The sequence below is a fragment of the Pantoea sp. Ep11b genome, assembly GCF_040783975.1.
In the GTDB taxonomy this organism is placed as follows: domain Bacteria; phylum Pseudomonadota; class Gammaproteobacteria; order Enterobacterales; family Enterobacteriaceae; genus Pantoea.
This window is the reverse complement of the sequence record NZ_CP160631.1, coordinates 2058408-2072494: the sequence shown is the minus strand read 5'-3', so window position 1 is coordinate 2072494 and position 14087 is coordinate 2058408. Positions and strand designations below refer to the sequence as shown.

Here is a 14087-nt window from a genome sequence, read left to right as displayed (position 1 = left end):
GCACGCCCCCAAACTCGCAACCGGCAAAACTCCGCACCGTCGCCGAGCGGGCAGGAAAGGCCCGCCTGAAGAGCACAGCGTGCGAGCCAGGGATGGCGAGCCCGATCCGCAGGGAGGCGGGACTCCTTTGCGATCAGGCGGGTCTTTTCTGCACGATGCGCCGCGCTTTCCGCGCACTTAACCGCGCTTCCCGCCCGCGCCTCACCCATCCACCTCACCCCGCCATTAAAACGCCGTTAAAGCAAAAGACGTGCCGTTATCTGGAAAACAGGGGGCCAGAACAGGCGCGTAAATTCTGATTTTTATGAGATTCATAACTCAAATCGATAAAATTTTTCACCAGAAAGTTATTAGAAAATCTTAATAGTTTCCAATTGAATCCATTGCATGTCAGAATGCATAACACTGTTAAGAACAAGTTTGTCCCTGCGATCATTCAGTTCGCTTTAACTATCGCATTCGCTGGCGCTTTTCTTACCCCGAAACCCGCCGCCAAAGTGCCCGCTATCACGCATTCACAACAGGTGCAATGGTTTGAATTCTCAAAAGTCTTAGGTAGACTAATCGCGTTACTATCCTGATGTAATCTGACCTTTTTCTTTTACAGAATTTCGGCACGATGCGGCGCGATAAACAGCGTCTCCTGCATCGGGCCTGGCAATATGCAGATACTTTGATGAGATCACGAGGAACATGGTGAAAAAGAGTCTTGCGTTAACGCTGCTGGCGGTGCTTACCCTGGCAGGCTGTAAGGCCCCGCCGCCGCCCGTTACAGATGATACGCTGGTCACCAGCGAAATTAACGGCGTCAAACTGGTCCATCGACACGTTGTCGCGGCACCGACGGAATTCGAACCGGTCAACCAGACCTGGCGCGCACTCTATGGCGCCTCCGTCATGACCTCGCCTGACTACGGCGGCAAAGTCGTCCGCTATCTCGAAACGGGTAAACCTTTTGAAGTATTAGGTAACGTCGAACACAACTGGCTGGCGATTGCTGACCAGGCCGATGGCCCGTTAATTGGTTATGTTCCGTTAAAAGCGGGCGTGGAAAGTAGCCGCTACGATGCCACCCTGCAGAGCGATCGCCCCCGTCCGCGCAAAGCGAAACAAGTCTGTGTCGCCGTGGGCGGCGCCAGCAAAGCCTGTCGGACGAACGATACCGCGACCTGGATCTTAGACTGATTATGAAATCCGGCGCATATTGCCCGCAGCACTGTCCCGGTCTGCGGGTACAGGGATTTGCCATTGGCTGGAAGATCACGAATTAATGACTGTGGAATCTCCGGCGCGTGAAGCGCCTCCCTCAGGCAATGAGAATCTCTTACTGCAGGCTGCCGCGCCACTGCTGAACGCGGTGGTGCAGATTCGTCAGGCAGCCACGCATGACGACCCTGCAGGGCTGCGCCAGTCGCTGATCGATGAAATCCGCCAGTTTGAACAACGCTGCAAACAGGCCGGGCTGCCGTTTGAAATGATTATCGGCGCACGTTACTGCATCTGTAGCGCGCTGGATGAAGCGGCGGCACAAACCCCCTGGGGCACGCGTGGCGTCTGGTCAGGCAACGGCATGCTGGTCACCTTTCACAACGAAAGCTGGGGCGGCGAAAAATTCTTCCAGCTGCTCTCACGCATTTCACAAAGCCCGCAACAGCACCTCTGGCTGCTGGAGGTAGTGCAGTACTGCCTGCTGCTGGGCTATGAAGGCCGTTATCGCGGCAGTGAAAATGGCCGCATCCAGTGCGAAGGCATCCGCAAACGCCTGAAAATCCTGATTGATGAGACGCGTGCACAGCGCCAGACGCCGCAACCACCGCTGGTGGAGGTGCATCCGCTGGTCAGCACCCTCGCCCGCCCGATGGTGCCGCTCTGGGCCTGCGCTATGCTGGTCGCGCTAATCGGCTGCCTGATCTACAGCGGCCTCAACTGGCGACTCGGCAACGCTGCCGAACCGCTGCTGCGCACGCTCTATCAGATGCCGCTTCCGCAGATCACTGCAGGTCGCCGTCCCTCTTCTCCGCAGGCACTGCTCGATCTGCGCCAGCGCCTGAACGATGTCATTGCCGCCGGACAGCTCGAAGTCAGCGACGGCGCCTTTGGCAGCAAAGTGATCATCCCGGCCGACAAACTCTTTGCCGAACAGGGCACCGTGATCAACCCGGTTGGCCGCGCGCTGATTGCCCGCGTCTCCGCGGCCATGAAAGATGTGAAAGGCACCATTCTGGTCTCGGTCTTTACCGACGATCATCCGGTGGATAACAGCCGCTTTGCCTCCAGCTATGAATTTTCTTTTGCCCGGGCCCGCGCTATCACCCAGTTACTGCAGCTTCAGCTGGCTGACGGCCATACGGTGCGATCTGAGGGCCGTGGCGACAGCGATCCGCTCCTGCCTAACGACAGCAGTGAAAACCGTACACGTAACCGCCGCGTTGAAATCACCCTGTTTGCCGCGCCTGAAACGCTCAGTAATCATCAAGGAGCACAATAAATGCGCGCTTCTCTTCGTTTGCTGCTCACGCATCGTCTGCTGTGGAGCTTTATTGGCGTCACGGCGCTGAGCTGCCTGGTCTGGATGCTCGGACCCTTCTGGTCATGGGGCGAATCACGCCCGCTGGAATCGGTGCTGCCGCGCCAGCTTACCGTAAGCGTTCTCTACTTTCTCTGGATCCTGTTCCAGCTGATTCCGTCACTTTACCGTGCCTGGTTCAACAGCCGCCTGCTGACGCAGCTCGAAGTAAGCGGCAACGACGATCCGGCAGAACGTCAGATCACAGAAGAACGACTCAATCAGCGCTTCAGCGAAGCGGTGTTACAGCTTAAGCGCACCCAGTTTGGCCGTCGTCACAGCGGCAGCCTGCTGTCGCGCATCAACGCCAGTTATCTCTATCAGCTGCCCTGGTATCTGGTCATGGGTGCGCCGGGTGCCGGCAAGACGACCGCGCTGTTTAACGCCGGGCTCGACTTCCCGCTGACCGACACGCTGGGCAAAACGGCCATCCGCGGCGTCGGCGGCACCCGTAACTGTGACTGGTGGTTTACGGACAGTGCGGTCCTGATCGACACCGCCGGTCGCTATGCGCTGCAGGAGAGCCAGCGCGTGCGCGATGCGGCGGAGTGGCACACCTTCATCAACCTGCTCAAACGTTACCGTACCCGCCAGCCGATTAACGGCGTCATCATGACCATCAGCGTGGCCGACCTGCTGAGTGACTCTGCCGAAGCCCGCTTCGCCCAGGCCAGCGCGCTGCGTGAGCGCATGGCGGAACTGCATCAGCAGACCGGCATTCACTTCCCGGTGTATGTGATGGTAACCAAAACCGATTTGCTTAAAGGCTTCATGAGCTATTTCGGCGCGATTGATAAGGCACGACGTGACGCAATCTGGGGATTCACCTTTAACCGGGAACCGGCTAAGCCACATAAAGATGACTGGCATCGCCATTTTGGTCAGCAGTTCCAGCGGCTGGAACAGCAGCTTCAGGAGCAGCTGGCGGAGCAAATGACGCAGGAACGCGACCTTAACGAGCGTGCTGAGTGCTTTCTCTTTCCGCAGGAGTTCGCCTCGCTGCGTCCGCTGCTGAACGAATACCTGGATATCGTCTTCTCTGATCATCAGGATGCGGTTGCCTGGAGCCCGCGTGGCCTCTTCTTCACCAGTGGCACCCAGGAAGGTCTGCCATTTGATCGGGTCATGGGGGAACTGAGCCGCAAACTGCAACTCCGTCAGGCAGGGGAACACTCGATCGCCGCCTGGGACAGCGTGAACCGCAACAGCCCGATCCCTGGCAACAAAGGCCAGAGCTTCTTTATTCGTGACCTGCTCAGCAATCTGATTTTCAAAGAGAGCGGTCTGGCGGGCAGCAACCGCCGCTGGGAGTACCGTAATCAGCTCTTCCACTGGATAGGCTATGGCGTGCTGGCGGGTGCTCTGTTGATTGCCACGGGTCTCTGGAGCCTCAGCTACTATCAGAACCAGCACTATCTGCAGCAGGTCGCCGCGCGAATACCGGCGATCCGCACACAGAGTCAGCAGGTGATTCATCAGCCTGCTGATAATATTTTTGATCTGCTACCCTTTCTGAATAACCTGGTGAAGCTGCCGCTGTCGGAACGTTTTTCTCTCGATAATCCGCCGCTTACTATGCGGGCCGGCTTATATCGCGGCAGCCAGGTCAGCGATGCCGCATGGGTGCTTTATCAAAATGCGCTTAAGTCTCTGCTGCTGCCCCGTGTCGCTCAGCAGATTACAAACATCCTGCGCAACGATCCGGGTGACGATAATGCCTACAGCCGTAATGCGCTGCGCGCCTATCAGATGCTCTATCAGCCACGCAATTATGATGGCGAGTTTTTGCGGGCCTGGCTGCTGCAGAATTTACAGCGAAGCCTGCCCGATACGGTCAGCGCCCGCGACCTGCAACAGCTCGACTGGCATCTGAGCCAGCTGCTGGATCAGCAGATACAGTCGTCGCCTTATGCGCGGGATAATGCCCTGATGATGCGCAAGCTGGCTGAAAATCTGAACATTGCGGGTCAGAACGGAGCGGTGCTGGCAGTGTCGCCCGCGCATCCGGCGCCGCAGTCAAACCCGCACAACGGGTCATGGTGAGGTGAATATGGCGGTTTACACGGCCCCCGGCTGGTATGGCAAGCTGCCGTCAACCGGTGACTTTCTGCATCGCCGGCTGAGCGAGCAGCAGATCGGCCCGTGGAATCACTGGTTTCAGCAGGGATTGATCCACTGGCATCAGCAGGCCTGGTCCTTCAGCGCGGACTTTCTTCACGCGCCGGTGTGGAACTTTGTTCTGCCGGTGACCGCGACCCGGCCGCAGATACAGATGGGCTGCTTACTGCCCTCCTGTGACCGCGTCGGGCGCGCCTGGCCGCTGCTGGCGTTGCACAGTTTTTCGCTGGCGCAGTGGCATCCTGCCCAGCTGACCATCTCCGGCGACTGGTTTCAGGACCTGGGCGCGACGCTGTTGCAGGCGGTGCAGACGCCACTGAATGGTGAGCAACTGGAACAGCAGATCCAGGCCCTGCCGCCGCTGATGGTGCCCGCGCGGAAGCCGTCCGAGATCATGGATGTGATTGGTTTTCAGGATCTGCCCTGTACGCTGAGCTGGCGTGAAGTGGCTGAACGTTTCGATCCACAGCAGCATATGAGCTACTGGTGGAGTAACCGCAGTGATGGTTTTGCCCATGCGACCCACAAGCATAGCGGCAACCTCACAGCGCAACTGTTTTCGTTACTGTTTAACCCGGCTGCAGGTTCACAGCCGGGGCGTAATGGCCTCTATCCTCCGATGTTCGAGTGAGGCCGGATGCGTTTGCCGTCTAATCTGGGATAACTCATGCAATTTACCATTGTGCAATGCACTACGGATGTTCCGGTCAGAAGCGTCGCGTTTCAGCCCCCTGGCGGCACCATTGGCCGCAGTCAGGACAACGATCTGGTGCTGCCGGATGAAACACGCGCAATTTCGCGGCTGCAGGCGCTGGTTCACCTCTCCCATGATGGCGAGTGCCGCCTGACCAATCAGGGCAGCGTCACGCCGGTGGAACACAACGGCCTGACGCTGGGGCGCGGGATGCAGGTCGTGCTGAAACATGGCGATGCGCTGCGAATAGGCGACTATGCCCTGGAGGTGCGTGATCCCGCCTGCCAGGACACACAGAGCGATCCCCTGGCGCTGTTTGCCGGTGACAGCGCCGAGCCAGCCAATCCCCTGGGCATCCACGAACATCATGAGGTCGAGGCGTCGCTGCTGGTCAGCGAGACGCCACCTTCGCGCCATGAACGCCACACCGACGCCCGGCTGGCGATCGATCCGCAGGCCAGTGAGCCGCGCAGGGCGCTGACGACGCAGCCTGCAGACCAGGACAGACTCATCGCAGCCCTGCTGGATGGAATGGGGCTAAGCAACGGCCACGCCACGCCGGTGGATGAAGAGCAGATGCGCATCACGGGCCGGATGTTAAGCCTCTTCTCGCAGGGCACCGTGGCGCTGCTCTCGTCGCGATCCATCCTCAAGCGCGGCGTCAAAGCGGACATGACGATGATCCTGAACGAGGCAAATAACCCGTTCAAGATCCTGCCCTCCGGCAAAACGGTACTGATGCAGATGTATCAGAGCCAGATGCCTGGCTTTATGCCGCCGGAACAGGCGGTGCGCGATGCGCTGGTCGATTTGCAGGCCCACCAGCTGGGCATGATTGCCGGTATCCGCGCCATTATCGCGGCGATGCTGCAATCCTTTAATCCACAGCGGCTGGAGGAGCAGGCGCGCGCCGATGGCGTGGTGTCAAAACTGCCCTTCTCCACCGTTAAAAAGGCGGCAATGTGGGACTATTTTATCCGTAATTATCAGCGAACCGCTGGCGAGATCGAGGACGATTTCCACACGCTGTTTGGCGAAGCCTTTCTTCATGCCTATGACATGGAGGTCAATCAGTATAAAGACTCTCAGACGCGGGTGGATGAAGCATGAAGATCGTTTTTGCCAGCCGCTGCCAGCAGGGGCTGCGTGATGAGAATCAGGATCGCACAGGCGCCGAGCTGGATGAGCGTAAAGCCTGTTTCGTGGTCTGCGATGGCGTGGCCGGTCTGCCCGGCGGTGAGAGAGCAGCGCAACTGGTGCGTGACACCCTGCTGAGCCAGTTGCAGGCGTGTGAGGCGTTTACGCCGGAACGCACCCGTCAGGCGATTGAATATTGCCGCGTCGCGCTGCATGAGGAACAGGGTAAAAATCCGAAATATTCGCGTATGAGCACCACGCTGGCGGCCCTGTTTATTGACCGCGAAAAACAGCGGGCATGGTGGGCGCATGCCGGTGATAGCCGGGTTTATCACTTTCGGCGTGGCGTGCTGCATGAGGTCACCCGTGACCACAGCCTGGCGCAGCAGCTGAAAGAAGCGGGCTATGAAAATACCGGCATTAACAGTAATTTACTTTATAATGCGCTCGGCGCTGAGCCGCCTCGCTTAGTGAGCTTCTCGCAGGAGATTGCCCTTGAGGATGGTGATGCTTTTCTGGTCTGCACCGATGGTTTCTGGCTGAACCTGACCAGCGGTGAGATGGAGCAGGCGCTGCGCATGGTCAATGCCTGTGAAGAGTGGCTGGCTCTGATGGAACAGGCGGTAAGCCGCAGTATAAAAAAAGACAATCTCAGCGCCCTGGCGGTCTGGATTGGTGAGCCGGAAGAGGCCACCCTGCTCTATTCACTGGCTGATTCGGCGCGCTTCCTGCCGCCTCGATTTTGATTCCAAGGATCCTTATGAAACTGTGGTTGCCCGGCATCATGACTCTGCTGATTGCCTTTCACGCCCAGGCTGAAAATTATCGTGTCGTCTACTCCCCCAGCCTGGCGCTGGAGGTTTATATCGACAACGTGGTGAGCAAAGCGCCTGATGACTGGTGTAAAGAGACGCTGCCCCTGCGCATCGTCTCCGGCAAAAGCAAGGATTCATCGGTGCTGACCACCTTTTTACCCCGCGTCGGTACCCTGCTGGCGAATCAGTGTGGCTTACTGGATGAACTGCCCTGGCAGATGACCAACAAAGAAGGCGGCGTGCTGGCCAGCGGCAGCGCCAGCAAACTGCAGAACTGGCGGCCTATCGTGATGGCCGATGCCACCGCCAGCGCCAGTGCCACCAACGCCGCGCCGCTCGATCTGTCACGGCCCGCGGACAGCACGCCGCTGCAACATTTTGATCTTCCCAGCGGCTGCCATTTCCGTACTGCCTGGGATGAAAATGCCCGCACCCTGTTTATACCGGACGTCAGTAAGCAGCAGTGCTCACCGGATGGCTGGGCAGAGGGTAAAAGTGAGCTGATGCTGGCAACCCCGGAACAGACGACACCGGTGGCCGTGACCTTCTATCAGGGCTATCCCATCGCCAGCCTGAACATTCCGGACAGCAAGCTGGAGGTCATTGCTGCGAACAACCAGCGCATGATCGTCACGCGCGCAGACGCGGCTGACAGCTGGCTGGTCCTGCCCTTTGATACCCGGCAACATGTGTGGCGCTTCAACGGTGCCCTGTTGATCAAAATGGATAAGAATGCTGCGCAGCAGGATGCTGACGCTGTGAAGTCACGAGTCGATACGTTGCGCAGCCAGTGGGCGCCCTATTTCATGCCACAGCAAAAAGTGAATGTGTTACTTATCGACACCCTGCACGCGGATCTGGCCGATCCCGCTATCGGTGCCTGGCGTAACATCAATTAATTACCGCGCAGCCTGGCGAGCAGGCCGTGTACAGAGAGTTCACTATGTCGGCAAATGATAATCCGAAAACCGTTCCGAATGCCCTGCCTGACGGATACCGTTTTAACGAATTTGAGATTAAAGAAGTGATCGGCGGCGGCGGCTTTGGCATCGTCTATCGTGCCTGGGATCACCAGCTCGAACGCACGATTGCCATCAAAGAGTATATGCCGGTTTCACTGGCGGTCCGTGCCGCCGACTTAACGCTGGAGCTGCGCGGTGAGCGTTTCCAGAAGCTGTTTAATGCCGGACTGAACAGTTTTATACAGGAGGCCCGGCTGCTGGCCCGCTTTAACCATCCCGGCTTGCTGCATGTGCTGCGCTTCTGGGAGCAGAACGGCACCGCCTATATGGGCACGCTCTATTACAGCGGGATGACGCTGAAAGAGTGGCAGCTCACCAGCCCGGCGTCGATCCCGGAAGCCTGGATCCGTCGTCTGCTGCCGCCCCTGCTGGGTGCCATCAGTACTATCCATCAGGCGGGCTATCTGCATCGCGATATCTCGCTCGACAATATCCAGATTCAGGAGAACCAGCTGCCGGTGCTGCTCGATTTCGGCTCGGCGCGCAAAGAAATTGGCAACCTCTCCGATGAAACGGAGATCATGCTCAAACCCGGCTTTGCGCCGATTGAGCAGTACAGCGAAGAGGGGGAGGTCGAACAGGGGCCCTGGACCGACATCTACGCCCTGGGCGCGGTGCTGCATAGCCTGATTACCGGCAACCCTCCGCCGGTGAGCGTGGTGCGCTGCATTGAAGATAACTATCAGCCGCTGACAGAGCGCCAGCCCGAGGGCTACTCCCTGCCGCTGCTGCATGCCATCGACTGTGCGCTGGCGATGAAACCTGGCGATCGCCCGCAGACCATTGATGCCTTTGCCGCCCTCACCGACCTGCCCGTCAGCGATGTCGAGGCGGTGGTAAACAGTTTCCCGGTGCCGGGCGAGCCGCCTGTACTGCCGGCTGAAGAGCCCGCTGAGGTCACGGCACCGGTTGTAATGGCGATGAATCCGGCCTCTGCATCGGCGGAGCCGGTGACGCCGCGCGCGGTGCGCCGGCTGTCACCGGGATTACTGGCGCTGGCCGCCGTCGCGTTGCTGGCGGTGGGCATCACTGTCTGGCTGGCTAACCGCCCTGCCGCCGCACCGGAGCAGGTGAACAGCCGCCCGGCCGCAGCGCAGACGCCGCCAGCCGCCCCCCAGGCGGCGGCCGTGCCAGCGGCGCTGGCCACTGTCTATCTTAAACTTGCCAGCGGCGAGAGCGTGGCGCTGAACGGGCAGCCGGTCGAGGTGAAACCTGGCAGCAGCGGATTCGCGGCGCTGAATCTGGCGGCGGGACAGTACAGGATCGATGTCAGCAATGGCAGTCAGACGCATACCCAGTCCCTGACGATTGATAAGCCCGGCACCTGGCTGATTAATCCGGGTAACTGATTGCGGGATCGAAAAAGGGCGCGACCCTGTCGCGCCCCCCTGCTCAGGCCTGCTTCGGCCAGGCCTGCTGCAGCATCCGCACCTGCTGCGCCAGCCGGCTCAGACTCTCCTCCTGCACACCGCGTCGGCTCAGCTCCTCTTCCAGCGCAAACAGATACTGCGCATTCGTGCCCAGCGGGCCGCTGGCCGCCGCAATCAGGGGCGCAACCGCCTCCGGGCAGGAGTCCGATTCATAAAGTGGATGGCGCGGGTCCATAATAAAGGTCAGCGCCGTCACGCTGCGTCCATCATCAAGTTGCAGCTCACACCACGTTGGCAGATAGCAGCCGGTGATCATTTCGCGTTTCCACAGCAGCATCAGCTCTTCCTGCAGCCGCGCTTCCGGCAGCCGGAACGCCAGGCCCGTGGTGCGTCCGCCCTGCTTCAGCGCCAGCATCCGGCCAGGATGCGCGGCGGTGCCGCGACCAGCAATCAGCCGCAGGCAGAACGCCCGATGCCAGCCCTCCAGTGAGCCGGAGGCTACTTCATCCGCTTCGAAAATCGGATTCCACATCAGCGAGCCGTAACCAAAGATCCATACCGGGCTGTGATCGGGACGACAGGCCAGGGTGGCTGCCAGTGAGGCCGCACGCTGCTCGCAACTCCAGAGCAGCGTCTCTTCAATATCCCCGAACGACGTTTTACAATCCGCTTTTAATAGAAATTCCCGGGTAAGCAATGCGACCTCCTCAACTTCAACGGCGTCCTGCGAAAAGCTCCTGTAGCATGATCTCCAAAACGGCACTGCGTTTCGTTCATTAATCGACAGTAATCTATTTCCGCGCGGGGTTTCAAGCGTGATTCCGGTCGCAGGTTAAAAAAAACCAGATAATCCTGATAGCGCAGACGTAAAAAAGGGCCAGATATGCCTGGCCCTTTACGGTTTTGAGGCTAGCGGCCAATTAGGTTTTGCGGTGCCACTTATCATCGTCCCCTTTTTCATACTCTTTTTTCACGGCGGACCAGGCTACCTTGTGGGCCACCTCCTCCCGTGAGTCGTCGCCGCGACGATCCTCCGCCTCTTTGTACTGGTCCCAGGCACTGTTAAAGGCCTGCTGATAGATATCCTGAGCGTGGGCGGGCAGAACGTGCTGAACGCTGTCGGGTAACTCGCTGCGGTTTGAGTAAGGCATATCGGCTCCTGTGTCATGGATTCCTGCTAAGCCTGGCGCAGGCCCGGCAGATTGCAAACCCCGATTTATCGTCACTTAAGCAGAAAAATGCGCTTTAGCCCGGACAACTCACTATCAGAACGGGTTTTCTGCGGGTTTTAATGGCGGATTGTTGAGAAAGTCAAAGTGGTTCTCTGCTGATTATCCTCGCAATAATTGAGATAACATCAGGTTAATCCCCCTTTATGCTGTTATGCTGCTTAAGTAAAAAGTAGTAAATTTCTCCCGTTCGGGGCGGTGAAAAGTTAAACTGCGGACTACCCTGAAACTGATTATATTTTTAACAGCAGCATCCGCTGTGTCCGGATAATCATTAACCAGAGAGGATGGTGAATGCCTTCACATGAAAAAACACGTCACAAGGAGTTCTCGCTGATATTGCCCCTTATCACGCTGGGAATACTCTATTTCTTTGGTGCTGACACGTCATTCCCTGTCGTGGTCGGCATCAACATTGTGGCGCTGATTGCCATTCTGAGCAGCGCATTCAGCGTGGTGCGTCATGCAGACGTTCTGGCGCACCGGCTCGGTGAACCCTATGGCTCCCTGATCCTGAGTCTCTCCGTGGTGATCCTGGAAGTGAGTCTGATCTCGGCGCTGATGGCGACCGGTGACGCTGCGCCCGGACTGATGCGCGACACCCTTTATTCAATCGTGATGATTGTGACCGGCGGGCTGGTAGGCTTCGCGCTGCTGCTGGGCGGTAATAAATTTGCGACGCAGTACGTGAATCTGGCGGGGGTCAAACAGTATCTGATTGCGATCTTCCCGCTGGCGATCTTAGTGCTGGTGTTTCCCAATGCGCTGCCGGGCGGCAACTTCTCTATCACACAGGCGCTGCTGATTGCCGCCATTTCTGCGGCAATGTATGGCGTCTTCCTGCTGATCCAGACCAAAACCCATCAGAGCCTGTTTGTTTACGAGCATGAAGATGAGAGCGATGACGGCGATCCGCATCATGGCAAGCCTTCCGCACACAGCAGCCTCTGGCACACCGTCTGGCTGATCGTTCATCTGATTGCGGTCATTACCGTGACCAAAATGAATGCCAATACGCTGGAAAACCTGCTGACCGAGATGAATGCCCCGGCGCAGTTCACCGGCTTCCTGGTGGCGCTGCTGATCCTCTCACCAGAGGGACTGGGAGCAATCAAGGCCGTGCTGATGAATCAGGTGCAGCGTGCGATGAACCTCTTCTTCGGCTCGGTGCTGGCGACCATCTCGTTGACCGTTCCGGCGGTGACCATCATCGCGACGCTGACCGGGCAGGAGCTTATCTTCGGGCTAGAGCCGCCGCAGATGGTGATCATGATGGCGTCGCTGATCCTCTGTCAGATCTCTTTCTCCACCGGCCGCACCAATGTGCTGAACGGCGCCGCGCATCTGGCGCTGTTTATCGGTTATCTGATGACCATCATGCTCTAGAGCCAGCCGGCGACAGACGAAAAAAAGAGCGATTTCTCGCTCTTTTTTTTACCGCAACGCTTACTTGCTGGTATCGAGTTCTGCGAAGCTCTTGACCAGATCGTCAATCGCTTTCATCTGCACCAGGAACGGCTCCAGCTTATCCAGCGGCAGCGCGGACGGGCCGTCGCACAAGGCGTGGTCCGGGTCCGGATGCGCTTCGATAAACAGGCCAGCGATGCCAACGGCCATACCGGCACGCGCCAGCTCAGCCACCTGCGCGCGACGACCGCCTGATGCCGCGCCAAAGGGATCGCGGGTCTGCAGCGCGTGGGTCACGTCGAAAATTACCGGGCTGTTTTTGGTGACTTTCTTCATCACGTTGAAGCCGAGCATATCGACAACCAGATTGTCGTAACCGAAGTTGCTGCCGCGGTCGCACAGGATCACTTTCTCGTTGCCGCCTTCAGCGAACTTGTCCACAATGTTACCCATCTGGCCAGGGCTGACAAACTGCGGCTTCTTGACGTTGATAACCGCGCCGGTCTTCGCCATCGCTTCCACCAGATCGGTCTGACGCGCCAGGAAGGCAGGCAGCTGGATCACATCCACCACCTCAGAAACCGGCTGCGCCTGCGCAGCTTCATGTACGTCGGTGATAATTTTTACGCCGAAGGTCTGCTTCAGCTCCTGGAAAATCTTCATTCCCGCTTCCAGGCCCGGGCCACGGTAAGAGTGAATTGAGGAGCGGTTCGCCTTGTCAAAAGAGGCTTTGAAAACGTAAGGAATACCGAGTTTACTGGTGACGGTGACGTAATGTTCGCAGATGCGCATTGCCAGGTCGCGCGACTCCAGCACGTTCATTCCGCCAAACAGCACAAATGGCAGATCGTTTGCTACGTTGATCTCGCCAATACTCACGACTTTCTGTGTCATGCCCTTTCCTTTTCTGGGGGTCCGCTTAGTGCAGCGTGACCTGTTTTTGTTCGATTGCGTGAATCTGAACTTTGATCATCTCGCTGACCGGGTCTTCAGGACACTGCTCAACGAAGTAGTTTAAATCATTCAGAGCGATATGTTCGCACTCCAGCTGCGCGTAGATCAAACCGCGATCGCGGATTTCGTAGGGATCGTCAGGATCGATGCGCAGCAGCACCTGACTGACGTTCAGCGCCAGCTCCATCTTCTTCTCTTCCATCAGCGCCGCTTTCAGCGTGTCGAGCATTTTGCGCATTACGGTGACGGTTTTGGCTTCGTCGAGATCGTCGTCATACAGGCGCGCTGTCGGGCTGATGTTGCCCTTGAGCCACACTTCCAGCGTATGCCGGTCGAGCGTTTCACCATTAAACGGATTAATCATCCACTTATCGCCATCGATCCAGTCGGCGCGCAGAATCAACTGCGTCGGGAAGATCACCGGCATCAGCGGCAAATCCAGCTCAGCGGCGATATGCAGCAGAATAACGCCGAGTGAGACCGCCGTGCCCTGACGGGTCTTCAGCACATTGTCGATCCAGAGTGCATCGGAGAGATTGTAGACGCCGCTGGCACCGCCAAATCCCCACTGACGATAAAAGAGCTCCAGCAGCTTTTCGAGCTGCAGGTCGGCATCTTCGGTATGGCTGACGTAGTCACGGGCTTCGGCCACTAATGCCGCAAGTTGTGCTTCCACCGACAGCGCCGGAAAATCGGACCGGATGGCAAGCGTGGCGCCAATCACCGCTTCACACAGCGGTGTCTGGCTGAAATCTAATTGGTCGGTCGAGGTCAT

General features: G+C 58.1%; 13 protein-coding genes. 9 read left to right on the top strand and 4 right to left on the bottom strand.

The window, feature by feature from the left end; all coding sequences use genetic code 11:
• Positions 1 to 693 precede the first annotated feature (693 nt).
• The 8 genes from AB1748_RS09840 to AB1748_RS09805 all read left to right on the top strand — a co-directional run bounded on the left by AB1748_RS09840 (position 694) and on the right by AB1748_RS09805 (position 9701).
• Positions 694 to 1185 (top strand): SH3 domain-containing protein, encoded by a 492-nt coding sequence (locus AB1748_RS09840; protein WP_367395428.1) that lies wholly within the window; start codon positions 694 to 696, stop codon positions 1183 to 1185.
• Positions 1186 to 1270: 85 nt separating this feature from the next.
• The gene (gene icmH / locus AB1748_RS09835) at positions 1271 to 2488 is read left to right on the top strand and encodes a type IVB secretion system protein IcmH/DotU (RefSeq protein ID WP_111140238.1); all 1218 of its coding nucleotides are present in this window, start codon (positions 1271 to 1273) and stop codon (positions 2486 to 2488) included.
• Positions 2489 to 4609, top strand: a complete 2121-nt coding sequence (tssM, locus tag AB1748_RS09830) for a type VI secretion system membrane subunit TssM (RefSeq protein WP_111140239.1) — start codon at positions 2489 to 2491, stop codon at positions 4607 to 4609.
• 7 nt (positions 4610 to 4616) lie between these two features.
• The gene (gene tagF / locus AB1748_RS09825; RefSeq protein WP_111140240.1) at positions 4617 to 5315 is read left to right on the top strand and encodes a type VI secretion system-associated protein TagF; all 699 of its coding nucleotides are present in this window, start codon (positions 4617 to 4619) and stop codon (positions 5313 to 5315) included.
• Positions 5316 to 5351: 36 nt separating this feature from the next.
• Positions 5352 to 6488, top strand: a complete 1137-nt coding sequence (gene tagH / locus AB1748_RS09820; RefSeq protein WP_111140241.1) for a type VI secretion system-associated FHA domain protein TagH — start codon at positions 5352 to 5354, stop codon at positions 6486 to 6488.
• On the top strand, positions 6485 to 7261 hold the full coding sequence (locus tag AB1748_RS09815; RefSeq protein WP_367395427.1) for a PP2C family serine/threonine-protein phosphatase: 777 nt from the start codon (positions 6485 to 6487) through the stop codon (positions 7259 to 7261). Before tagH ends, AB1748_RS09815 begins: the two co-directional genes overlap by 4 nt.
• Before the next feature lie 14 nt (positions 7262 to 7275).
• Positions 7276 to 8229, top strand: coding sequence for a hypothetical protein (locus AB1748_RS09810; protein WP_293769755.1), 954 nt, complete (start codon positions 7276 to 7278; stop codon positions 8227 to 8229).
• A 44-nt stretch (positions 8230 to 8273) separates the two neighbouring features.
• Positions 8274 to 9701: a serine/threonine-protein kinase gene (locus AB1748_RS09805; RefSeq protein ID WP_111140244.1), complete on the top strand. Its 1428-nt coding sequence runs from the start codon at positions 8274 to 8276 to the stop codon at positions 9699 to 9701.
• Between the two features lie 43 nt (positions 9702 to 9744).
• Here the strand turns inward: AB1748_RS09805 and AB1748_RS09800 are convergent, their stop codons facing one another.
• A complete protein-coding gene (locus AB1748_RS09800; protein ID WP_199560012.1) occupies positions 9745 to 10419 on the bottom strand; it encodes a gamma-glutamylcyclotransferase in 675 nt (224 codons plus the stop codon).
• A 223-nt stretch (positions 10420 to 10642) separates the two neighbouring features.
• Positions 10643 to 10873 carry a putative cation transport regulator ChaB gene (gene chaB / locus AB1748_RS09795; protein WP_111140246.1) on the bottom strand — a complete coding sequence of 77 codons (231 nt, stop codon included), beginning with the start codon at positions 10871 to 10873 and terminating at the stop codon, positions 10643 to 10645.
• 372 nt (positions 10874 to 11245) lie between these two features.
• Here chaB and chaA point away from each other — a divergent pair, with 372 nt between their 5' ends.
• Positions 11246 to 12337, top strand: a complete 1092-nt coding sequence (gene chaA / locus AB1748_RS09790) for a sodium-potassium/proton antiporter ChaA (protein WP_111140247.1) — start codon at positions 11246 to 11248, stop codon at positions 12335 to 12337.
• A 60-nt stretch (positions 12338 to 12397) separates the two neighbouring features.
• Here chaA and kdsA read toward each other — a convergent pair whose 3' ends face one another.
• A complete protein-coding gene (gene kdsA, locus AB1748_RS09785) occupies positions 12398 to 13252 on the bottom strand; it encodes a 3-deoxy-8-phosphooctulonate synthase (protein ID WP_111140248.1) in 855 nt (284 codons plus the stop codon).
• A 25-nt stretch (positions 13253 to 13277) separates the two neighbouring features.
• Positions 13278 to 14087, bottom strand: a complete 810-nt coding sequence (sirB1, locus tag AB1748_RS09780; RefSeq protein ID WP_111140249.1) for an invasion regulator SirB1 — start codon at positions 14085 to 14087, stop codon at positions 13278 to 13280.